Below are 21,437 nucleotides of genomic sequence, written 5' to 3' on the forward strand. Positions count from 1 at the left end.
AGAGACATGAAGCACGCAGTTCCCGGTGTCGCCGCCCTGCTGGGCCTCCTGGCCGCAGGCAGCGCCCATGCCGGCGAGATCGTCCGCCATCGCGGCGCAGCGGAATCGCCGATCCTCGCCGGCGTCACCGTACCCGCTGACGCCACCTATCTCTACCTCAGCGGACAAGTGCCCAGCGCGGCGGATACCTCCAAAGCGCCGAACGATCCCGCCGCTTATGGCGACACCAGGGCACAGGCCACCAGCGTCTTCCGCAAGATCGAAACGCTGCTCAAGGCCCAGGGGTACACGCTGGGCGATGTCGTAAAACTGACCGTCTTCCTTGTCGGAGACCCGAAACTAGGCGGAAAACAGGACTTCCAGGGCTTCCAGCAGGCCTATTCCGAGTTCTTCGGCACGAGCGCCCAGCCCAATATCGTCGCCCGTTCGACCGTGCAGGTCGCCGCCCTCGCCAATCCCGCTTTCCTGGTGGAAATCGAGGCTACGGCGGCAAAGTCTCGGTAGGAAATCTCCCCGATCAACCGAGCCGCCTGCGCCAGTTCCAGGCATGGCCGGCGACCAGCAGAACGCTACCGACAACGGTCAACCCGGTCTCCCCCAGCGAGAGATCGGCGTGGAGCAGCGCCAGTAGCAGACACACGATCCCCGCCACGCCGAGCAATGCCGGCCCCGCGCCGCCATGCCGCCGATAGCCCAGCAGGAATGCCACCAGCGCCGCCGGTGCCACCAGAGCAAGCGCCATGAGGTGAAATGCCTCCGACTGGAAGAACGCTCCGAGCAGTCCCGGAAGCAGGAACAGCAGGAGCGGCAGGGCGAGACAATGCACCATACAAAGCGTCGATGCCGAAATCGCCGTCGATTCCACGAGGTCCGCCAGAAGACGTCCCTGAAGGCCGTCCCGCTTGCTGTCCTGATGGCTGCGGGCTGCGCAACGCTCGCTCATCGATATAGGCTCCTGCTTGATTGAGTTATGTTACAACATTACATGGCGATGCATTTCCCGTTGAAAAGGCCTCGCCATGAAAAATGACTCCGCCACGCTTCCACCCGCTGAAATCGCCGTCTCGACAGGCCCCGAGGCCGACATTCTGCGGGAGATCACCCGCGACGGGATCGATCTTGCCCTCTGGCGACGCCGGCTGGATTCGGACCTGCTGCAGGAAATCGCGGCACTGGATCTCGGCGAGATCGACGACCTTCTGCTTGTCTGCGATACCGCAGACGTGGGTGCGCAGCTCCCCGCCTTGCTGCGAGACAGCGGTTATCCGCGATCTCCGCTCCTGCTGGCGGACATCGGGGCACTGGCCGCGCGTCATGCCGCTCTGCTTGGCGTAGCGCGCGTCAGGATCAGGCTGGAAGTGGTCGAGACCGATGCCTGTCGCAAATTCCATGCGGATTTCGTGACGGCACGGACCATCACGACCTATCGGGGCCGGGGAACGCAATGGCAGCGCATCGGCGCGCCGGACGGACAACCTGCCGAAGAGCTACTCCCCGGAGAGGTCGGGCTGTTCAAGGGACGCCTGTTCGGGCGCCCTTCGCTTCAGGCCGAACCGTCCATCCTGCATCGGTCTCCGCCCATCGCAGACTCGGGCGAATCCCGGCTCGTGCTGGTTATCGACTCGATCGGAAGCGGTTAAGCGCCGCCTCGTCGCCCCGGTTCCACCGGGCACGACGAACGGTGCGTCCCGTGCGATCACATCGCCGGGACCGGGGTACCTTCGGAAACCAGAGACGTTATAACGTCTCTCTATGAAAAAGGTTTCCCTGGTCGCAGCCACCATCCTTTCCCTCGCTCTCCAGGCCTTCGCCACTCCGGCAATGGCCCAGCATCTGCAATGCGTGCCCTATGCCCGCGCGCAGTCCGGGATCGGCATTCACGGCAATGCAGCGACCTGGTGGGAACAGGCCAAGGGCACCTACAAGCGCGGCCACATGCCCGAGCCGGGTTCGGTACTGGTGTTCAAGTCCACCGGCGCAATGCCTTACGGCCATGTCGCGATGATCCGCGAAGTGGTGGATTCCCGCCATGTCATGCTCGATCACGCCAACTGGTCCGGTCCTGGAATGATCGAACGCAACGCCTTGGCGGAAGACGTCTCGGAAGCGGGCGACTGGAGCAACGTGCGCGTCTGGTACGGCCCCAGCCATTCGCTCGGCTCGCGCGAAAATCCCACGTTCGGTTTCATTTATGGCAGCAGCGGCCCCGCCCCGGAACTCGCCACCGCCAAGGATGACGATGCGCCGAGCAGCGCAGGCTGATTATGGCCGCCTAGATTTCCACATTGTAACATATTGATAACAGACAACTTGACCTGTTGTGTAATGTTATTACATAACACTAAACGAAACCTCCTTTCCGATCCCAGGGGGTTTCCTTGTCCGTCCGTATCCTGCATCGATCCGCCGTTTCCCTGCTCGCGCTGATCCCGGCTACCGCCTTCGCCGAGGCACCCGCCCCGGAATCGCGTGAGATCCTCGTCACTTCTGCTCCGCTCGAAGAGCGCGCCGACGAGACGGCCACCCCGGTCGTGACTCTCTCCGGCGACGAACTCGCGCACCGCCGCCAGGGCACGCTCGGCGAGACCTTGGCCGGTCAGCCGGGCATCCATTTCGACAACTTCGGTGGCGGCGCCAGCCGTCCGGTGATCCGCGGCCAGACTTCGCCGCGCGTGCAGGTCCTGTCGGACAGCACCAATGTCCAGGACGCCTCGGGCATCTCGGCAGACCATGCCATCACCGGCGAACCGCTGCTCCTGCGCGGCATCGAAGTGCTGCGCGGCCCGGCGGCCCTGCTCTACGGCGGCGGCGCGATCGGCGGCGCGGTGAACCTGCTCGACACCAAGATCCCGACCGCAATTCCGGCGAACGGCATTTCCGGCGCGGGCGAGGCCCGGCTCGGCACCGGCGATGACGAACGCTCGGTCGTCGGAGGCGTCACCGTAGGCAGCGGCGCGCTGGCCCTGCGCCTCGAAGGCGCGCACCGCGAGACGGACGATTACCGCGTTCCCGGCGCGTTCGGAGAGCGCCACGTGCCCGGATCGTGGAGCGAAAGCTCGACCTTCACCGCAGGCGGCTCGTGGATCGGTGCGGACGGCTATCTCGGCGTCGCCTATACCCGCGTGACCGGCCGGTACGGCCTGCCCGGCCATAGCCACGAATACGAAAGCTGCCACACCCACGGCCCCAGCCTCCACTGCGGATCGCACGACGATCACGACGACCATGACCATGGCGAGGAAGCCCATGATCATGAGCACGAAGAGGAAAACATCTTCGTGAAGATGCGCAGCGAGCGTTTCGACATTCGCAGCGAGTACCGCGATCCCCTGCCCGGCTTCGAACGCGTCCGCTTCCGCATGGCGCATACCAACTACCGCCATGACGAGATCGAGCACGACGAAGTCGCCACCGCCTATCGCAACAAGGCCATGGACCTGCGTTTCGAACTGACCCACAAGGCCGTCGGGGGCTTCCGCGGCGTCTTCGGCGTCCAGCATTCGGACAGCACTTTCAGCGGCATCCATTCGGTGGTGCAGGACGACGTAACCACCTACACGCCGTTCGACATCAGCAATACCGCGCTGTTCCTCCACGAGAGCCGCGAATTCGGCCCGGTCCGCATCGAAGCCGCCGTGCGCCAGGAATGGCAGCGCATCCGCCCGCAGACTTCGTTGACCGCCTTCATGCCAACGACCTCGCACGATCCCTTCTCGGTCTCGGCCTCGGCGCTGTGGAAGGTGACGGACGGCTACTCGCTGGCCCTGTCGCTCGCCCGCTCGCAGCGCGCGCCGAACGTGCAGGAACTCTACGCCTTCGGCCCGCACTTCGCCTCGAACACGTATGAGATCGGCATGGTGACGGGCCGTACCTTCGAAGGCATGGCCTCTACCGAGAACCGCCTCGAAACCGGCAAGTCGGTCAACCTGACTTTCCGCAAGACCAGCGGCGATACGACGTTCACCCTCGGCGCCTATCACCAGAAGGTGGACAACTACATCTACGGCCAGACCCTCGACCAGTACGAGGACTTCCGTCTGATCCACTACGTCGCGGCCGATGCCACCTTTACCGGCGTGGACGGCGAAATCCGTCAACAGGTGATCCCGCAAGTGGGCGTCGCCCTCTTCGGCGATTACGTACGCGCTAAGCTGAAGAACGATTTCGGCAACCTGCCCCGCATTCCGCCGGGCCGCCTCGGTACGCGCATCGATGCCGCAAGCGGGCCATTCACGGCGGAGGCAGAATATTACCGGACCTTCAAGCAGGATCGCATCGCCGATTTCGAGACCGAAACGCCGGGTTACGACATGCTGAACCTGACGCTGTCCTACAAGCTCGACCTCGGCACCGACCGCTGGGCCGAACTCTTCGCGCGCGGTACCAACCTCACGAATTCGTTCGCGCTCAACCATGCCTCCTTCGTGAAGGACGCCTCGCCGCTACGCGGACGCAACTTCGTGTTCGGCCTGCGCACCGCGTTCTGAAGCAAGAACCCGGACAGACGCGGCTGGAGGCTGCCGCATCTGTCCGGGCCCAAACTCCCACCGCCCCAACGCCGCGGTCCCTCGACAAACGGTGCGGTGGGATGAAGGAGGAGAGTTCCCGCTCTCCCCCGACTTCGGTTCAGAGCTTGGCCTGAAGGCCGATGAACATGCGGCGGCCGGGGTAGTAGAGATCCACCGGCATGTCCTTGTTGATGTAGATCTTCGAATATTCCCTGGCGATGTTCTGCATCTCGAAGAACACGTTGAAGTGATACTTCGGGAAGCGCAGCGTCACCTTGCCATCAAGATAGCCCTCGCCCTTGCGATAAAGCGGGTTGTTCCCGTTCGTTGCGCTCAGCACCGTATCGAGCCAGCTGGAACGATAGTTGTAGCTCAGGCGGGCATTCAGGAAGCCCTTGTCGTAGAAAACGCTGGCATTGTAGGTATACTTGGAAAGACCGGGGTATTGCTTCAGTTCCTCACCCGTGGCGCTGTTGGTCAGGTTCGTCCGGATCGCGCGGGCATAAGTGACGTTTCCGGTGAGTCCGAGACCGTCGAACGGTTGCGGCAGGAAGGTGAAGACGGTCTGGGCGCTCGCCTCGATCCCATCCAGCAATGCCCCGAAACCATTGACCGCCTGACGTACCGTATAAGTCGTGCCGTCATGGAAGAGATCGACCCCGCTGCGCGTGACATTCGGGATCACGAAGCTGGATTCGTATTTCTTGTAGTAGCCGAGGCTGAGCATTGTGTCGGCATTCGGATACCAGGCCAGGTTCACTTCCCACTGATCCGCGCGGTAGGGCTTGAGGTCCGGGTTGCCCGCCGTGCAGACATCATCGATGCCGGTCAAGGTCTGGTCATCAAGGCAGTTGATGTTGGGTACGAGATCGGTCGGACGCGGTCGAGCCAGGTTCTTGGCGTAGTTGGCGCGCAGCGACAATTCGGGCGTGATGGCGAGGTTCGCGTTGAAGGCCGGCAGGAAGTCGGTGTAGGTATTGGACAGGCGTGCTTCCTGGGCCGAAATCGTGACGGTTTCGGAGCCACCCGTGGCGTTCAGCCGGGTCACGCGGCTGATATTGGTGCCGAGGCCGGTATCCTTAGTCTGCGTCCAGCGCAGACCGGCATTACCGGTCAGCCGCATGCCGAAGACTTCCGTGTCGATATCGGCCATGATGTAGCCGGCAAGCACGGTTTCCTTGATAAGATAGGCCGGAATCTGCGGCAGTCCATTCGCGGTACGGACGAGATCCTGGTCGAACCCTGACAGGTCATAGTACTGTGACAGCACGTCGGCATCGAAATTCGGGAAGGCTATGTTGGAAGGCATGCCCGAAGGCGCGTTCTTCAGTCCGCTGAACAGCGGTGCCCCGCCGAGAGTCCCCCCAAGCGACGAGATCAAGGCCTGATACTGCGTCGGCGTGATGTACCAGGTATTCCCGTTCTGGGTCTGCGCCGGATTGTTCTGGATGACAGTCGTATAAGAAACGTTGGCAGTCGACTGGTAAGTTCCCGTGGCGGGGTCGATCAGACGCGAACCGCCACCCTGATAGCTGACGTACTTCTGCCGCCGGGCCTGCATGCCGAATTCGATCTTGCTGACGATCGGATGATCGATTTCCCAGTCCGCATCAAACTTGAGCTGGTCTTCCGAGTTGCTCGCCTGCGAGGGGCGGTACTGGAGTGCGGGACCATAGACCGGCAGGAGCTGCCCATTAGCCCCCGTTCGCGTGAAATCCGCGTAGACGGAAGGGTCGGCTGGGTCGAAATTCGAGGGGAAGGAAAATGCCGGGATGCCTTGGGCATTGTTGCGGTCTACGGTGATCCCCGCCACACTGGTACCCAGCGAGATCAGGTTGCTCTCGGAAACGGTCGTCGCCTTGGCATGGGATCCCAGGAAATCGATCCTGAGCCGGTTAAGTTCCCAGTTGAACCCTCCGGTAAAGTATTTCGAATCCTGATCGTAACTGAAGTCGCGCCGTTGCACGCCAATAATGTTGGCGGCGCCGTTCCAGTTGGGATTGGCCGCCGTGCCGATATTCACAGCATTTAGAGCTGTAACGAGGCTCGTGACGACATGGTTCTCATTCACCGTCGAGGTTCCGAGCTGCACTCTCGGGCGTGAAGTCGCTCCGTTCGCCCCGGCCGCCAGTGCGGGATCGAGATTGAAGCGCTCGATGCGGCCCAAATCGACGGAATAGTTCGTGTCCTGAAGATTCTGGTTACGCTTGTTGATCTGCACCTGACCGTATGCGCGGAAATTGGGGGCGACCTGGTATTGCAGGGCCAGATCGCCGGAGATGCGCTTATCGTTGCGAACCCAGCTGCGATAGCGCGGAACGGTCGGCGCCCAATCGAAGAACTGGGTTTCGCAAGCCAGGCGATTGGCGGTAGCCGCCGCCGTGGTCGCGCCGCCGACACCGGCACAGCTCTCATATGTCGAGTAATTGTTGTACAGCGGGTTTGCGACGGTCTTTTCCGTCGAATGATCGAAGTCCGCCAGTCGAGACCAGTTCGTGTTACTGATATAATCCTGGCGGGTGTCCACGTCGCTATACGTGACGTTCACCAGGACGCCCAGGCCGTCGATCAGGAATTTCGGCGTGCCGGCAACGAACGTGACACGCGGCTTCCAGGTCTCGGCCGTATCGAGGTTCTGATAGGATACGACGCCCGTCATGAGCGGCTTCTGCAAGTCCAGCGGCTTGCGCGTTTCGACCCGCACGGTGCCGCCGATACCGCCTTCGGTCAGATCGACCGCATATCCCTTGTAGACATCAATCGACTTGACGAGTTCGGTTGCCAGTTCACGAAAATCGCCGGCGCGAGAACCCGTGGCGCTGACTTGGCTGACGCCGTTGATCTCGACACGGTTGAGATCGGGCTCGACGCCGCGAATGGAAACGGCTGTCCCCTCGCCGAAGTCTCGGCTGAGCTGCACGCCGGTAATGCGCGCCAGCGAGTCGCCGATGTTCTTGTCCGGGAAGCTGGCGATATCGTCGGCTACGATGGAATCGACCACGGTGCTGGCCTGCTTCTTGCGGTTGATGGCCGATTGCAGCGAGGCGCGGGTACCGACCACGACGATGTCGTTGGCGGTCGTGATGATCTTTTCGGCAGTCTTGTCATCGATGCGCGAAGGCGTCTGTTCTTCGCCTGACGGGCCTTCCGCATCCGAATTAGTCTGAGCAACTGCGGGGAAGGAAACCGCGAGAGATCCCGCCAAAGCCAGTGCCGATGCCCCTGAGAAAGCGCGGCGCGAGTACTTTGAAATCGATGAATTTCGCGTATTACCAATGGCATGCTTACGCATATCCGATCCCCTCTTTTAGCCCTGTCGATACTGTCTGCCCGGTTTTTGCGGGCACCGATCGAATCAGTTTCTAGACGGACACTAGTTGAACCGATATGTGGGATGCAATGCTATAATTTGGACCACACCGGTTCCACCTCGGGAGAACGATGCCCATGACGGCCAAAATCCGCGCTCTCGCGCTGCTGGCGGCGCCGCTGCCCTCGCTCCTTTCCGCCCTGCCCGCGCAGGCTGCGACTCAGGCCCCGAAGCCGACCTCGCGCGCAGCGGCCGAAACGCTCGATCGCGGCGCCGTGGCGGTTCCCGCGAAGGACGGCGGCATCCTCGTGAGCTGGCGTTATCTGAGGAGTGATCCGAAGAATGCCCGCTTCCGCGTCTTGCGTGACGGCAAGCCGCTGCATGTCACCAAGTCCGGCGAGGCGACGACTTTCGTCGACACATCCGGAACCGCCGCAAGCCGCTACGCCGTCGAACGCATCGGCGATCGTACCGGCCCCAAGAGTGCCATGCTCTGGGACAAGGGCTATCTCTCGATCCCGCTCGAACCGCCTGCGGATGGCGTCACGCCCGCCGGAGAGGCCTATTCCTACACCGCCAACGACGCCAGCGTGGGCGATCTCGACGGAGACGGGCAGTATGAGATTCTGCTCAAGTGGGACCCGACCAATAGTCACGACAATGCCCACACCGGCTATACCGGCAACGTCTTCCTCGATGCCTATCGCCTCGACGGAAAGCGGCTCTGGCGCATCGATCTTGGCCGCAATATCCGCGCCGGGGCGCACTACACGCAGTTCCTGGTCTTCGATTTCGACGGCGACGGCCGCGCCGAAGTGGCGATGAAGACCGGCGACGGCACGGTCGACGGCACCGGCAAGGTCATCGGCGATGCCTCAGCCGACTGGCGCAGCAGCGGCGGCGAAGTGCCGCAGCAGGACAAGACCGGCGCCAAGGTGCTGCCGGACGGCACCAAGGTCGCGCCGATGCAGGGTCGCATCGTCAAGGGGCCGGAATATCTCACCGTGTTCGAAGGGCTGACCGGCAAAGCGCTCGCCACCGCGCCTTACGATCCGCCGCGCTATCCCGGCGGTAACCCGACGCCCGAACAACTCGCGGCGACATGGGGCGACGGCTATGCCAACCGCTCCGACCGTTTCCTCGCAGGCGTTGCCTATCTCGACGGACACTTGCCGAGCATGGTCTTCGGGCGCGGCTACTATGCCCGCACCGCGCTGGCCGCCTGGGACTGGCGCGATGGCAAGCTGACCCAGCGCTGGCTGTTCGACAGTTCCGCACCCGGCAACGCGGACTATGCAGGACGCGGCAACCACCAGCTTTCGGTCGCCGACGTCGACGGCGACGGGCGCGACGAGGTGATCTACGGTTCCATGGCCGTCGATGACGACGGCAAGGGTCTCTGGACCAAGCCGCTGTTCCACGGCGACACCATGCATGTCAGCGATCTCGATCCGGCACGTCCGGGTCTCGAAAAGTTCGGCGTCTTCGAGGATATCCGCAGCAATGGCGGGCTCGGCTCGGCTCTGCTCGATGCGAGCACCGGCGAAGTGCTCTGGACCACGCCCGCCGAGCAGGACACCGGGCGCGGCGTGGCTGCCGACATCGATCCGCGCCACTACGGCGCAGAGTTCTGGGCCTCCAACTCCGACCGGCTCTACGACACCAAAGGCCGGGAAATCGGTCCGCGCCCGCGCCAGATGAACTTCGCGATCTGGTGGGACGGAGACTTACTGCGCGAACTGCTGGACGGCACCACGATCTCGAAGTGGGACTGGGAGCGCGGCACTTCGGTCCCGCTGCTCTCGCCGGAGGGCCTTGCCTCGAACAACGGCACCAAGGCCAATCCGGCGCTCCAGGCCGATCTCATCGGCGACTGGCGCGAGGAAGTGATCTGGCGCCGCGCCGACAACCGCGAACTGCGCATCTACACGACGCCCTTCGCTACGACGCACCGTTTCGTCACGCTGATGCAGGACCCGGTCTACCGCCTCGGCGTCGCCTGGCAGAACACCGCCTACAACCAGCCGCCGCATACCGGGTTTTATCTCGGCGCCGGGCCGAACGGGGAGCGTTAGAGAACGCATCGTTGGCCCATGCTCCCCCGTCATCCTGAACTTGTTTCAGGATCCATTTCTGACCATCAGCGACAGTCTGTTCGGCACGATGGATCCTGAAACAAGTTCAGGATGACGAGTGCTTGAAGGCAGGCGAATGACGCTACCGCAAACGCTTCATCTCGGTTGACGATTCGATCCACATGGTGAAATATCATCCCATATAAGGCATGCCACGAGACGCCGCACCCAAGGGAGAGACAATGAGCAAGCTGGTCTGGAGCCGCCGCGAGATGCTGGCCCAAACTCTGGCGACTTCTGCCATAGCCGGGTCCATCGCACTTACAGCCGATCGCGCAAGCGCCGCACCGGTGGCCACGCGAGAGCCGCTGGGATCGAGCATTGCGCCGGACGACGACGTGGTCTGGCTCGACGGCAATGCTCCCTCCGCGCACGAGGGCCAGTCGTGGGGCCAGCCCTGGCCACGCGGCACTCGGCTCGACAAGCGCGGTTACATTCTCGAAGGCGTAGGCGGCACGCGGGAAGCGGTGCAGACCTGGCCGATGGCCTGGTGGCCGGACGGCTCAATCAAGTGGACCGGCCATGCCACCACTGCCAACGGCGCGCGCACCGGCTCGCTGCGCGTCGTTCCCGGCACTACCAAACCCGCACAGACGCTTTTCGTGCGCGAGGCGGGCGATGCGATCACCGTCACTGTCGGCCAGACCGTCTGGACGGTCGGCCGTTCAGGCGAGGCCCTGATCCGCTCCGCCAAAGTCGGCTCGGCCGAAGTGCTGCAATCGGTGCGCCTGCTCGCCAGCGCGCAGGACCGCCCGGATGACGAGGACGGCGCCCCCGCGATCGCTCGCTGGACCAGCGCCATCGAAAGCGCCACGGTCGAACAAAGCGGCCTGATCCGCGCGGTCATCAAGCTCGATGGGCGCCATCGCGGTAGTGAGGGCGACTGGATGCCCTTCTCCGTCCGCCTCTATTTCCACGCCGGGTCGGACAGTGTGCGGCTGGTCCATTCGATGATCTTCGATGGCGATCCCGCCAAGCGCTTCATTCGCGGACTGGGCCTCGAAGGCGCCGTGCCGATGCGCGACAAGTTGCATGATCGCCATGTCCGCTTCGCGGGCGAAAATGGCGGCCTCTGGGGCGAGGCCGTGCGTCCGCTGACAGGCCTGCGCCGCGATCCGGGCAAGGCCTTCCGCGATGCGCAAGTGGCGGGTGCGGCCACGCCCCCGCTCGACCAGATGGGCGCGGCGGTGCGCCAGAACATCGAATACATTCCCGCATGGGGCGATTTCCGCCTTCGCCAGCCCAATTCGGACGGCTTTTCCATCGTCAAGCGCACCAAGCCGGGCTGCGGCTGGATCGATGTCGATACGGCAGGGCGAGCGCCGGGGCTTGGCTATATCGGCGGTCCGAGCGGCGGCGTCGCCTTCGGGATGCACGACTTCTGGCAGCGCTGCCCGGTCGGTCTGGACATCGCCGACGCGGCCAGCGACACCGCGCGCTTCACGGTCTGGTATCACGCCCCCGATGCGCCCGCGATGGACCTGCGCTTCTATCACGATGTCATGGGCATGGAGAGTTTCGAGGCGCAGAACCTCGGCCTCGACGTGACTTACGAGGACTACGAGCCGGGCTGGGGCGATGCCTCCGGGATTGCGCGCACCACCGAATTTCGCATCTGGGCCCTGCCCGCAACGCCGCCGCGCGAACGTCTGGCCGAGATGGGCAAGGGCCTTGCCACGCCGCCGCGTCTGGTCGCCAATGTTGCGCGGGTTCATTCCGCCGGGCTGTTCGGTCCGTGGAGTCCGATCGCTTCCGGCGGGCCTCTACGCGGCAAGATCGAGGCGCGGGCGAAACAGGAACTCGATTTCTACATCGGGCAAGTGGACCAGCGCCGCTGGTACGGCTTCTGGAACTACGGCGACGTCATGCACAGCTATGACAACGACCGGCACGTCTGGCGCTACGACATCGGCGGCTTCGCGTGGGATAACAGCGAACTCTCCACCGACATGTGGCTCTGGTACGGCTTCCTGCGCACCGCCCGCGCCGACGTGTTCCGCCTCGCCGAGGCGATGACGCGGCATACCGGCGAGGTGGACGTCTATCACTCGGGGCGTTTCAAGGGCCTAGGCACCCGCCACGGTGTGCAGCACTGGGCCGACAGTTCGAAACAGCAGCGCGTATCCAACGCCGCCTATCGCCGCTTCTACTACTATCTCACCACCGACGAGCGCTGCGGCGACCTGATGCGCGCCCTGGTGGACAGCGACCAGGCCCTGAAGACGGTCGATATCGGCCGCAAGGTCCTCCACCGCGCCGATGCCAGCAAGCCGCCCGCCGGAACCGGCGCGGTGGTGGCCGACCAGCCGCTGCGCGAGGGTGAGGTGTTCATGCAGTTCGGCACCGTCTGGGGTTCGATGCTGGGGGCCTGGCTGACCGAATGGGAGCGCACGCGCGATACCCGCTGGCGCGACCGGATCGTCGCGGGCATGCGCTCGATCGCGGCCATGCCCAAGGGCTGGCTGGCGGGCGGCGGCGTCTTCGATCTCGCCAGCGGGCGCTTCGTCAGCCCCGGCGACACCGTAAACATGAGCCACCTCAACGGCGTGTTCGGGGTGTTCGAGATCACCGCCGAACTGCTCGAACTCCTCGACGAACCGGCCTTCCGCAAAGTCTGGCTGGAATACTGCGAACTCTACAACGCACCCGAGGCGGAGTTCCGCGCCCGCACCGGCGCCTCCGGCAAGGGCCGCGCACTGACGCAGGCCCATTCGCGCTACACCGCCTATGCCGGGGTGCAGCTCGGCAAGCCGGACCTCGTCAAGCGCGCCTGGGGCGAGTTCTTCGGCGCTGGTGACCGTGAAGGGCGAGACCAGTCGCGCGGGGCGAACAGGATAACCGGCGCTGCCGTGCTGAAGCCGGTGGACGAGATCAATGAAGTCTCCACCAACGATGCCGCGCAGTGGGGCATCGCCGCGACCGTGAACCTGACGCTGATCGGGGATGCGCTGGAATGAAGCGTCTCGCCGCCGCCCTGATGTTCATGCTGCTATCGGCGGCGGCAAAGCCGCAAACGGACGACTTCCGCCACGGACTCTCGCACTGGCGTGTCGAGGCGGAAGCACCCTCGCGCGTCAGCGTGGAGGGCGGCGTGATGGGCATCGATGCGCCCGAAGGCATCTCGGTCTGGTGGGGAGAGGAACTTAGCGGCCCCGTCGCCATCGAATACGAGGTCATGGCCGTCTCCGCAGGCGGGCCGAACGATGCGGTGAGCGACGTCAATGCCTTCTGGATGGCCACCGACCCCGCCGCGCCGGACGGATCACCCCTGGCCCGGCCCCGCAGCGGCGCTTTCTCGGCCTACGACACGCTCAAGACTTACTACGTCGGCATCGGCGGCAATCGCAATACGACCACGCGGATGCGCCGCTATGTCGGTAAACCGGGCGATCGCCCGCTGCTGCCCGAGCATGACCGGGCAGATAGAGCAGCGATGCTTATGGCCAATCGCTGGGTGCCGGTGCGCCTCGCCGCCGATGGCGCAACGGTGACTGTGGATTTCGGCGGCAAGCGGCTTTTCACGATGACCGATGCCACACCCTATCGCCAAGGCTGGTTCGCCTTGCGCACGACCAAGAGCCACTTGCGCATCCGCAATTTCCGGATCGTTCCGCTCGGGACCGGGCGCTGAGGAGCCGTAGGATGGCTCCCTCCGATACACCCTCCCTACCCCCTCGTCGCCCCCGCGTAGGCGGGGGCCCCGCTTCCTTCTCGCCACGCAGCAAGAGAAGCGGGGTCCCCGCCTACGCGGGGACGACGGGGTGTTTGGCGGTTAGCTCACGCCCCGTCCGACGGAATTCGCAGGCCGTGCCGCGCCGCGAAGCGCGCAAAGCGGGTGAGCCACAGCCCGGCGCGGCCATCCGGCTCGAACAAAGGTGCACCGTGGCCGCCCTTCTCGATCACATAGAGTTCGGACGAAATCTTCGCCGCCCGGCATCCCTCGAACATCGCAAGGCTGTTACCGCAATCGACGACCGCGTCATCGGCGGCATGGCCGAGCAGGATCGGCGGCGTGCTGGCCGGAATATCGAGATTCACCGAGTACCGACGCGACAGGTCTTCGCTTGGCCCCGCCCCCAGCAGTTCCCGGCGCGACTGACCATGGGCGAGCGGCGGCACCATGCTGACGACCGGGAAGAACATGCCCGCCACGATCGGCCGTGCGTCCTGCCCATCGGCAGCGTCGACCGGATCGTAGACCTTGGCCGCAAAGCGCGTCGCGAGGCTCCCGCACAAGTGCCCGCCCGCCGAAAAGCCGATGGCGGCGATGTTGGCGGGATCGACTTTCCACATCGCGGCATGGGCGCGGATCACCCGCATCGCGCGCTGGGCGTCCTGCAGGGGCGTGTCCGGACCGCCGATCCAGCCGTCGTGCGGCAGGCGGTAGAGCAGTTCGAACGCGGTCACGCCTTGCCCGGCGAACCAGCGTGCGATGGCGGATGGCTTCGTCCCCATGGCGACGCGGGCATAGCCGCCGCCCGGAATGATGAGCACCGCCGCGCCGGTAGGCTGCGCCGCCGGACAGACGGTCAGCATCGGCATCGCGACATGGGGCCAGGCGATGTCGTCCGGATTGGCGGGACCGGAGCGCAGCACGCTCTCCTGCTTCACGCCGCCCTTGGGCAGGCCCGGCAGGGAAGCGGGCCAGATCGGAAAGCGCTCGCCCACGGCAATGCGACCCTGCGCCGCGGCCATCACCTGCCCTGGCAACAGCGGCGCAGCCGCCAAGGCCGTCAACGAACCCAGAAACCGACGGCGATCATTCGACATATTGCACTCTCCCAGGAAGGTCTCTTTATGCATCGGAACATGTTGAAATTCATTCGACTTCTGGAACCTACGGCATGATCGCCGCCTCGCTGCTCCTGCTGGCCGCCGCGACCGCTCCGGTCGCCGACGTCGCGCCCAAGCCGCTGTTCCGCGACCCGGTGCACGACGGCGCCGCCGATCCCACCACGGTCTACGATCCCGCCGCGCGCGAATGGGTAATGTTCTACACCAACCGCCGCGCGGACCTGCCGATGGAGGACGAAAAGGACGTGCGCTGGGTCCATGGCACCGCGATCGGCACCGCCCGCTCGAAGGACGGCGTGCACTGGCGCTACGGGGGCACCGCCACGATCCCGGCAAGTTGCACGGGCGAAACGCTGTGGGCACCGGATATCGAGCGTTTCAATGGCCAGTGGCACATGTGGCTGACGGTCGTGCCCGGCGTATTCCGCGACTGGAACGCCCCGCGCTTCATCGTCCACCTCACCAGCGACGACCTGAGATCGTGGTCTTGCGGCGACCGCCTCGACCTCGGCTCCGATCGTGTGATCGACGCCAGCGTCATCGCGCTGCCGAAAGGCGGCTACCGGCTGTTCTTCAACGACGAGCGCATGGGCAAGGCGATCCGCACGGCGGACAGCACCGATCTGGTTCACTGGACGGTGAAGGACCGCCTCACCACCACCCCCGGCGAAGGCCCCAAGGCGTTTCGCTGGAAGGGCCGTTGGTGGCTGGTTTCCGACGCCTGGAAAGGCCTGCTCGTCATGCGCTCGGATGATGGCGAGCACTGGACCACCCAGCCCGGCCACATCCTCGCTACCCCCGGACAGGCACCGACCGACCGCGCGAAGGGCCAGCATCCCGATGTGATCGTCTCGGGTGACCGCGCCTATATCGTCTATTTCGTGCATCAGGGCGGCGAGGACGAGGCAAAGGCGAACCCCGACTGGAACCGCCGCAGCGTGCTCCAGATCGCGGAACTGAAGGAGAAGGACGGCGTGATCACCGTGGACCGCGACAGCCCCACCCATGTGCGGCTCACCCCGCCGAAGGAGGCGCGGCGATGAGCCTGCTGCTGGACCGCCGCACGCTCTGCCTCGGCGCGACGGCGCTGGCGGGCTGCGCCACCACGCGCATCGCCCCGTCCGAGCCGGAAGGCCCCCTGCTCTTCGCCTATTTCAGCACCGGCAAGGGCGAGGCGGACGGGCTGAAACTGGCGGTCAGCGAGGATGGCTTCGCCTTTCGCACGCTTGGTGGCGGCAAGCCTTTCCTCGTGCCGCAAGTCGGCGAGAAGAAGCTTCTGCGCGATCCTTACCTTTGGCGCGGCGAGGGGCCGGACGCGCCGTGGCATTGCGTCTGGACCACGGCGTGGCAGGGCGTGACCATCGGCCACGCCACCACGCGCGACTTCGTGAACTGGACGCCCCAACGCGCGATCCCGGTCATGGCCTCGGTGCCCAGCACGCGCAACTGCTGGGCACCCGAGGCGATCTTCGATCCGGCCACACGCCGCACCGTGATCTTCTGGTCGAGCACGGTCGATGGCCGTTTCACCGAGACGGCGGGTACGTCGGAAAGCAGCTACAACCACCGCCTCTGGTACACGACGACCGCCGATTTCGAGACTTTCGCTCCGCCGCAAGTGCTCTACGATCCCGGCTTCAGCGTGATCGACGGCACCTTCGCCCATGCGCCGGACGGCGGCCTGTGGCTGGTGGTGAAGGACGAGACGGTCGAACCGCCGCGCAAATGGCTGCGCGCCGCCTCCGCACGGGGACCGCTCGGTCCCTTTGCGCCGCTCCGCGAACCGTTCACCCCGTCGTGGGTGGAAGGTCCAATGACAACGCGGATCGGCGAGGACCTGATCTGCTATTACGACGTCTACCGCGACGGCCGCTGGGGCGCGAAATCCACGCGCGACATGGTGCATTGGCAGGACGTCGGCGATCGACTGGTCATGCCTCAAGGCGCACGTCACGGCTCGCTGGTGCGGATCGATCGCAAGCTCCTCGCCGCACTCGAAAGCGCCTGAAAAAGCGGCTCCCGGATCGAGTATCCGGGAGCCGTCAGTTCCGGCTTGGGAGGGCCCCGCCGTACCTTGCAAGATCAGAACTTCACGTTGACGCCCGCCGAGATCGTGCGCCCGACACGGGTCTGGAACAGTGTGTCCTGACGCTGGCTGTCGGTGTAGAGGCTGTTCTGCTCATCGGTGAGGTTGGTGCCCTCGACGATCAGCTTCACATTGTCGGTCAGGTTGTACGAGGCCGATGCATCGACGAAAGTCGTCGCATGGTTGCCCACCAGGTCGCTGCCCGGAGAGGCCGGAATGCCGCGGATGAACGGTCCGCGATAGTTGATCGTGCCGCGGATGGAGAACTTGTCGTTCTCCCAGTAGAGCGTGCCCGAAGCGGTGTCCTTCGACAGTCCGACCAGATCGTCCTTCACAGTAACGGTGCAGACGCCGTTCGCGCTGGAGAGGCAGTAATTGATCTTCGACATGACGTGCGTGTAGTTCGCCAGCACGCCGAAGTGGCTGATGAAGCCGGATGTGAAGTTGAACGGAATCTGCGCGTTCAGCTCGATGCCCTTGAGCGGGCCGCCCGGTGTATTGGTGGGCGTGGCGATGTTGAACAGTTCGTCCGGCGTGGTGTTGCTGCCGGTCAGCAGTTCATTCGGCAGTCCCAGCGTGTTGAACGGCACCAGCGCGTTCACGCTCTGCACGTAGGTCTTGATATCCTTGTAGAAGAATGCCGCAGAGAGCAGCGAACCGGGGCGGAAGTACCATTCCACCGCCGCGTCGAAGGTATTGGCGCGGATCGGTTCGAGCAGCGGATTGCCCAGCGAGCCGGAGCGGGTCACGGCATTGATCGCTACCGTCGGCACCAGCTGGGTCAGTGCCGGGCGCGACAGGACCTTGGCTGCCGAAAGACGCAGCAGCAGGTTCTGCACCGGCTCGATCACGATGTTTGCGGAAGGCAGCCAGTCGTCATAGCTGCGCGCGACGGAGCGATACTGTCCGGTAAGGCCGGTCGGCGAGGTCGGATCGGACAAGTTGATGAAGCCCGAGGACCGCTGCCAGGTGTGGATATAGCGAACGCCGACATCGCCGCGCAGGCCGAAGCCCACCGCATCGGAGAAATCGAACGTGCCCATCACGAAGGCGCTGCTCTGCTGCTCCTCCACGCCGGGGTTGGTCTCGCCGCAACCGGTGCAGGTGCGGGCGTCGAAGAGGTTGTAGGTATCGGCCAGCTTCTGCCAGTCGAGCGTCGCCCAACTCGCCGGGGCGCCGTTGCCCCAGAGGCTGTCCACCCCGGTGATCTGCTTGGTCAGGCTGGCCAGCGAGGTTCCCGCAGGCAGCGCCTGAACCAGCGTATCGGCGGTATAGTAGGTCGTGAAGCGCTGCTGGAATTCGCTCGAACGGAACTGGCCGCCGAAGTGCAGCTTGAAGGCGTCGGAGAACTCGTAATGCGCGTTCAGCTCGCCCAGCAGGCCCTTGGTGGTATTGCTGGCGGGCTTGCCCTGAAGGCTGAAACCGCCGGTGACCACGCCCGCGCCGGGCGTCGGGCCATAGAGGAAGTTGTTCGGATCGGACACGTCAAAGCCGAAGCCCAGCACCGGGGTGCGCCCGCCACCGGTATAGTCGATCGAGAAGTTGTCGGTATCGAGCGCATCCATGAAGTACTGCATGCGGACCTTGTCTTTCCACACCGACTCGTTGAGGCCGACTTTGGCATCGACAGTCAGCCGGTCGCTGAACCGGTGCATGAAATTGAGATTCGCCTGCTTGAACGTGGTCGAATACTTGGAGTGCAAGCCTTCCGAACGCACGTCCACACCGTCGAGCAGCGCATACTCCACCGAGCCGAGATCGGAAAGCTGGACATCCTTCAGCGACATCATCGGATAGCCCTGGTTTGACGCCGAGCGGCCGAACGAGATCGCCTCGATATAGTTGTCGTCGCGGGTGACGTTGAAGCGGGAGTAGAGCAGGTCCAGCGAGATGTCGGTATCGTCATCGGGTTTGTATTGCAGGGTCAGCGTGCCGCCGATGCGCTCCTGCGTCTGCGCGGAATTCAGGTAACGCGGGATGCGCGGGAAGAAGGCGCCGCTGCCCGGCGTGTTCGGCAGGTCGTCGCGGCGGGCATCGTAGACGGTCTGGTAGGCCGCCGGGTCGCTGGTGCGCGGGTTGCCGGTGGAACAGTTCGTCGCGCTGGCGCCGGTCGCGGTGCTATTCGCCGGGTTCTGCGGGGTGAAGCCCAGCGGCGAGCAGAACATGCCATTCTGGTTGGCGGAAAGGATATCGACCGCCGAATAGCCCACTTCGCGGGTATGGCGGCGCTGGTAGGCCAGCGAGCCGAGAATGCCGAAGCCGCTGTCCCCGAACTGCTTGGAAACCAGCGCCGATGCCCGCGGATCGACTTTCTTGGACAGTTCGTTCCACACACCGCGGCCCGTGGCGGAGAACACGAAGTCCTTGTTCTGGTCCATCGGCTTGGGCGCGCTGAGGTCCACCGTCGCGCCGAGCGAGCCTTCCTCGACATCGGCGGACGGCGTCTTGCGCACGGTCAGGGCCGAGAAGATCTCGGTCGGGAAGACGTTGAAGTCGAAGCTGCGGCCGTTGTTGCCCGCGCCGTAGATGTCCGAGCCGCCGGTCTGCGCGGCGGCTTCCATGCCGTTGATGCGCACGCGGGTGAAATCCGCGCCAAGGCCGCGCACCGAGATGTTCTTGCCTTCGCCGCCGTCACCACGCTGGAGCGCCACGCCGGGGATGCGCTGCATCGATTCCGCGAGGTTGGAATCGGGAAACTTGCCGAGGTCTTCGGCCTTGATGGTGTCGATCGCGGCGGTTTCCACGCGCTTGTCGGCAAGCGCCGCGTTCAGCGAGGCGCGGAAGCCGGTGACGATGATCTCCGAAGGGCTGGGCGAACTGCTTTCCTGCGCGGAACTGTCGGCGCCCCCCTCCTGCGCAGACGCCGCCTGCGGCATTGCAAAGAGACATGCCGCGATCAGCGCCGGAACCGAAGCGCGGCTGCTCATGACGGATTTCGAGAAGGCCCTTCCCATTTCCTCACTCCCAATTTCTGTTCTTTTCGAATATTGACCACTATGTGGGATTGAGTTCTACATTATACCGCATTTCCGCTCAGTTCCAGTCAAAATCGCTTTAAATCCGTCCTCACTCGAAATTTCCACGCAGACCGGCACCGGCCCGTCTCACCGCGACCAGCAGGCGGTGATTGACTCTGATTGCTCCCGATATATGCCGTTGCAAACCGTCATGTGGGATGTGTCGAGGCGATAGCTCCGGCGTACATCCCAAGAGAGGATCATCCGAAATGCCCCTGAGTTCGGCTCTTGCCCCGGCCCTGGCTATGGCTCTCGCCACAAGCGTTCCGGCAGCGCCGCCTGCGATCGATATCGATCTGGCCGGCAAGACGCTCGAAGAAATGCCCAGCTATCGCCCCGGCGGCAATGGCATCGAGAAGCGCGACGCCTCAGGCGGTTTTCTCTATTCGATCGCTCTTCCGGAAGGCACTTACCGCGTGACGCTGACGCTGGGCGACAAGCGCGGCGCGGGCCGTACCACCGTCAAGGCCGAGAGCCGCCGCCTGTTCCTGCGGGATGTCGCCACCCGGCGCGGACAGATCGTGAAGCGCAGCTTCCTCGTCGACGTGCGCGATGCCCGCCTGCCCGCCCAGCCCGCCAATGCGCCGCGCTTCGGCCGGACCGTGCTGCTCGACGAACGCGATCTCGCCAGTTTCAGCTGGGACGACAAGCTGACCCTGGAATTCCTCGGCCAGCCGCGCGTCTCGGCCATCCATATCGAGCCTGCGACGGCCCCTCGTCTCTTCCTCGCAGGCGATTCGACCGTTGCCGACCAGTACAGCGAACCCTTCGCCAGTTGGGGCCAGATGCTTCCTGCCATGCTGGACGACCGGGTGGTCGTCGCCAACCACGCCAAGTCGGGCGCAACGATGAAGTCCTTCATCGCCCAGCTCCGCTTCTCCAAACTGCTGACCCAGGTGCGCGCGGGCGACTGGCTGTTCATCCAGTTCGGTCACAACGACCAGAAGGCCGAATGGCCGATGACCTATCTCGATCCCGAACTGACGTATCCCGCCTACTTGCGCAGCTATATCGCCGAAGCGCGTAGGCGCGGCGTTCTTCCCGTGCTGGTGACTTCGCCCGAGCGCCGCAACTTCGACGCGGGCGGAAAGATCAAGGACACGCTCGGCGCCTATGCCGAAGCCGTGCGCAAGGTCGCTGCGGAAGAAAAGGTGCCGCTGATCGATCTAAACCGCGACAGTCTCGCGATCATGCAGGCATTGGGACCGGACATTTCCCCGCGTGCCTTTGCCGAGAACGGCAAGGACCGAACCCATAACGACAACTACGGCGCCTGGCTTTTCGCCGCCGCCATCGCCCGGCAGGTGGCCGAGAAGATACCCGAACTCGCGCCTTACGTCACTGTTCGCGACTTCAACCCCGCCCATCCGCCCCTTCCCGAAACTCTGACGATCGCGCCGAGCCTGCCGCTGGAGGAAAACAAGCCGGAAGGAAGCTGAGCGGGAATGGCGCCAGAATCCCGCCAGAATCCCGATTGACGGAAGCGGGAGGACAGGCTACCAAATATCGGCATTGATATCCACATAATGGAACAAATGGGAGAGCCGGTGTGCCGGATAGTGGGACGGGGTCCATCCACGCCTTCAG

14 protein-coding genes are annotated in these 21,437 nt (G+C 64.3%); 10 read left to right on the forward strand and 4 right to left on the reverse strand.

What is annotated here, in order from left to right; translation table 11 throughout:
* The first annotated feature begins 6 nt into the window (after positions 1-6).
* The gene (locus tag ACZ1II_RS00595) at positions 7-504 is read left to right on the forward strand and encodes a RidA family protein (RefSeq protein WP_465143899.1); all 498 of its coding nucleotides are present in this window, start codon (positions 7-9) and stop codon (positions 502-504) included.
* Positions 505-517: 13 nt separating this feature from the next.
* Here ACZ1II_RS00595 and ACZ1II_RS00600 read toward each other — a convergent pair whose 3' ends face one another.
* Positions 518-943: a MerC domain-containing protein gene (locus ACZ1II_RS00600; protein ID WP_465143900.1), complete on the reverse strand. Its 426-nt coding sequence runs from the start codon at positions 941-943 to the stop codon at positions 518-520.
* Positions 944-1,019: 76 nt separating this feature from the next.
* Between ACZ1II_RS00600 and ACZ1II_RS00605 the strand changes: the two genes are divergently transcribed.
* From ACZ1II_RS00605 to ACZ1II_RS00615, 3 genes are all read left to right on the forward strand, one after another.
* Positions 1,020-1,640, forward strand: a complete 621-nt coding sequence (locus ACZ1II_RS00605; RefSeq protein WP_465143901.1) for a DUF1826 domain-containing protein — start codon at positions 1,020-1,022, stop codon at positions 1,638-1,640.
* Positions 1,641-1,752: 112 nt separating this feature from the next.
* Entirely contained in the window at positions 1,753-2,262 is a 510-nt protein-coding gene (locus tag ACZ1II_RS00610) for a CHAP domain-containing protein (protein ID WP_465143902.1), read from the forward strand.
* Between the two features lie 116 nt (positions 2,263-2,378).
* The gene (locus ACZ1II_RS00615) at positions 2,379-4,487 is read left to right on the forward strand and encodes a TonB-dependent receptor domain-containing protein (RefSeq protein ID WP_465143903.1); all 2,109 of its coding nucleotides are present in this window, start codon (positions 2,379-2,381) and stop codon (positions 4,485-4,487) included.
* Positions 4,488-4,626: 139 nt separating this feature from the next.
* Here the strand turns inward: ACZ1II_RS00615 and ACZ1II_RS00620 are convergent, their stop codons facing one another.
* The gene (locus tag ACZ1II_RS00620; RefSeq protein ID WP_465143904.1) at positions 4,627-7,713 is read right to left on the reverse strand and encodes a TonB-dependent receptor; all 3,087 of its coding nucleotides are present in this window, start codon (positions 7,711-7,713) and stop codon (positions 4,627-4,629) included.
* A 242-nt stretch (positions 7,714-7,955) separates the two neighbouring features.
* On the opposite strand from ACZ1II_RS00620, the gene ACZ1II_RS00625 reads away from it, so the two are divergent.
* The 3 genes from ACZ1II_RS00625 to ACZ1II_RS00635 all read left to right on the forward strand — a co-directional run bounded on the left by ACZ1II_RS00625 (position 7,956) and on the right by ACZ1II_RS00635 (position 13,584).
* A complete protein-coding gene (locus ACZ1II_RS00625) occupies positions 7,956-9,893 on the forward strand; it encodes a rhamnogalacturonan lyase (protein WP_465143905.1) in 1,938 nt (645 codons plus the stop codon).
* Between the two features lie 242 nt (positions 9,894-10,135).
* Entirely contained in the window at positions 10,136-12,910 is a 2,775-nt protein-coding gene (locus tag ACZ1II_RS00630) for an exo-rhamnogalacturonan lyase family protein (protein WP_465143906.1), read from the forward strand.
* Positions 12,907-13,584, forward strand: a complete 678-nt coding sequence (locus ACZ1II_RS00635; RefSeq protein WP_465143907.1) for a DUF6250 domain-containing protein — start codon at positions 12,907-12,909, stop codon at positions 13,582-13,584. The genes ACZ1II_RS00630 and ACZ1II_RS00635 overlap by 4 nt, the downstream gene beginning before the upstream one ends.
* Positions 13,585-13,730: 146 nt before the next feature.
* On the opposite strand, the gene ACZ1II_RS00640 is transcribed toward ACZ1II_RS00635, so the two are convergent.
* The gene (locus ACZ1II_RS00640; RefSeq protein ID WP_465143908.1) at positions 13,731-14,723 is read right to left on the reverse strand and encodes an alpha/beta hydrolase; all 993 of its coding nucleotides are present in this window, start codon (positions 14,721-14,723) and stop codon (positions 13,731-13,733) included.
* Between the two features lie 74 nt (positions 14,724-14,797).
* On the opposite strand from ACZ1II_RS00640, the gene ACZ1II_RS00645 reads away from it, so the two are divergent.
* Together ACZ1II_RS00645 and ACZ1II_RS00650 are read left to right on the forward strand one after the other, a co-directional pair.
* Complete coding sequence (locus tag ACZ1II_RS00645) at positions 14,798-15,790, forward strand: family 43 glycosylhydrolase (RefSeq protein ID WP_465143909.1); 993 nt, start codon at positions 14,798-14,800, stop codon at positions 15,788-15,790.
* The gene (locus ACZ1II_RS00650; protein WP_465143910.1) at positions 15,787-16,755 is read left to right on the forward strand and encodes a glycoside hydrolase family 43 protein; all 969 of its coding nucleotides are present in this window, start codon (positions 15,787-15,789) and stop codon (positions 16,753-16,755) included. Before ACZ1II_RS00645 ends, ACZ1II_RS00650 begins: the two co-directional genes overlap by 4 nt.
* A 74-nt stretch (positions 16,756-16,829) precedes the next feature.
* On the opposite strand, the gene ACZ1II_RS00655 is transcribed toward ACZ1II_RS00650, so the two are convergent.
* A complete protein-coding gene (locus tag ACZ1II_RS00655; protein ID WP_465143911.1) occupies positions 16,830-19,760 on the reverse strand; it encodes a TonB-dependent receptor in 2,931 nt (976 codons plus the stop codon).
* Positions 19,761-20,059: 299 nt separating this feature from the next.
* On the opposite strand from ACZ1II_RS00655, the gene ACZ1II_RS00660 reads away from it, so the two are divergent.
* Entirely contained in the window at positions 20,060-21,289 is a 1,230-nt protein-coding gene (locus ACZ1II_RS00660) for a rhamnogalacturonan acetylesterase (RefSeq protein WP_465143912.1), read from the forward strand.
* Positions 21,290-21,437: the final 148 nt, after the last annotated feature.

It is taken from the genome of Novosphingobium sp. BL-S-20 (assembly GCF_055521635.1).

Coding starts and splice junctions, on each gene's coding strand:
- ACZ1II_RS00595 (WP_465143899.1), top strand. CDS start 7: ATGAAGCACGCAGTTCCCGGTGTCGCCGCCCTGCTGGGCCTCCTGGCC.
- ACZ1II_RS00600 (WP_465143900.1), bottom strand. CDS start 943: ATGAGCGAGCGTTGCGCAGCCCGCAGCCATCAGGACAGCAAGCGGGAC.
- ACZ1II_RS00605 (WP_465143901.1), top strand. CDS start 1,020: ATGAAAAATGACTCCGCCACGCTTCCACCCGCTGAAATCGCCGTCTCG.
- ACZ1II_RS00610 (WP_465143902.1), top strand. CDS start 1,753: ATGAAAAAGGTTTCCCTGGTCGCAGCCACCATCCTTTCCCTCGCTCTC.
- ACZ1II_RS00625 (WP_465143905.1), top strand. CDS start 7,956: ATGACGGCCAAAATCCGCGCTCTCGCGCTGCTGGCGGCGCCGCTGCCC.
- ACZ1II_RS00630 (WP_465143906.1), top strand. CDS start 10,136: ATGAGCAAGCTGGTCTGGAGCCGCCGCGAGATGCTGGCCCAAACTCTG.
- ACZ1II_RS00635 (WP_465143907.1), top strand. CDS start 12,907: ATGAAGCGTCTCGCCGCCGCCCTGATGTTCATGCTGCTATCGGCGGCG.
- ACZ1II_RS00640 (WP_465143908.1), bottom strand. CDS start 14,723: ATGTCGAATGATCGCCGTCGGTTTCTGGGTTCGTTGACGGCCTTGGCG.
- ACZ1II_RS00645 (WP_465143909.1), top strand. CDS start 14,798: ATGATCGCCGCCTCGCTGCTCCTGCTGGCCGCCGCGACCGCTCCGGTC.
- ACZ1II_RS00650 (WP_465143910.1), top strand. CDS start 15,787: ATGAGCCTGCTGCTGGACCGCCGCACGCTCTGCCTCGGCGCGACGGCG.
- ACZ1II_RS00655 (WP_465143911.1), bottom strand. CDS start 19,760: ATGAGCAGCCGCGCTTCGGTTCCGGCGCTGATCGCGGCATGTCTCTTT.
- ACZ1II_RS00660 (WP_465143912.1), top strand. CDS start 20,060: ATGCCCCTGAGTTCGGCTCTTGCCCCGGCCCTGGCTATGGCTCTCGCC.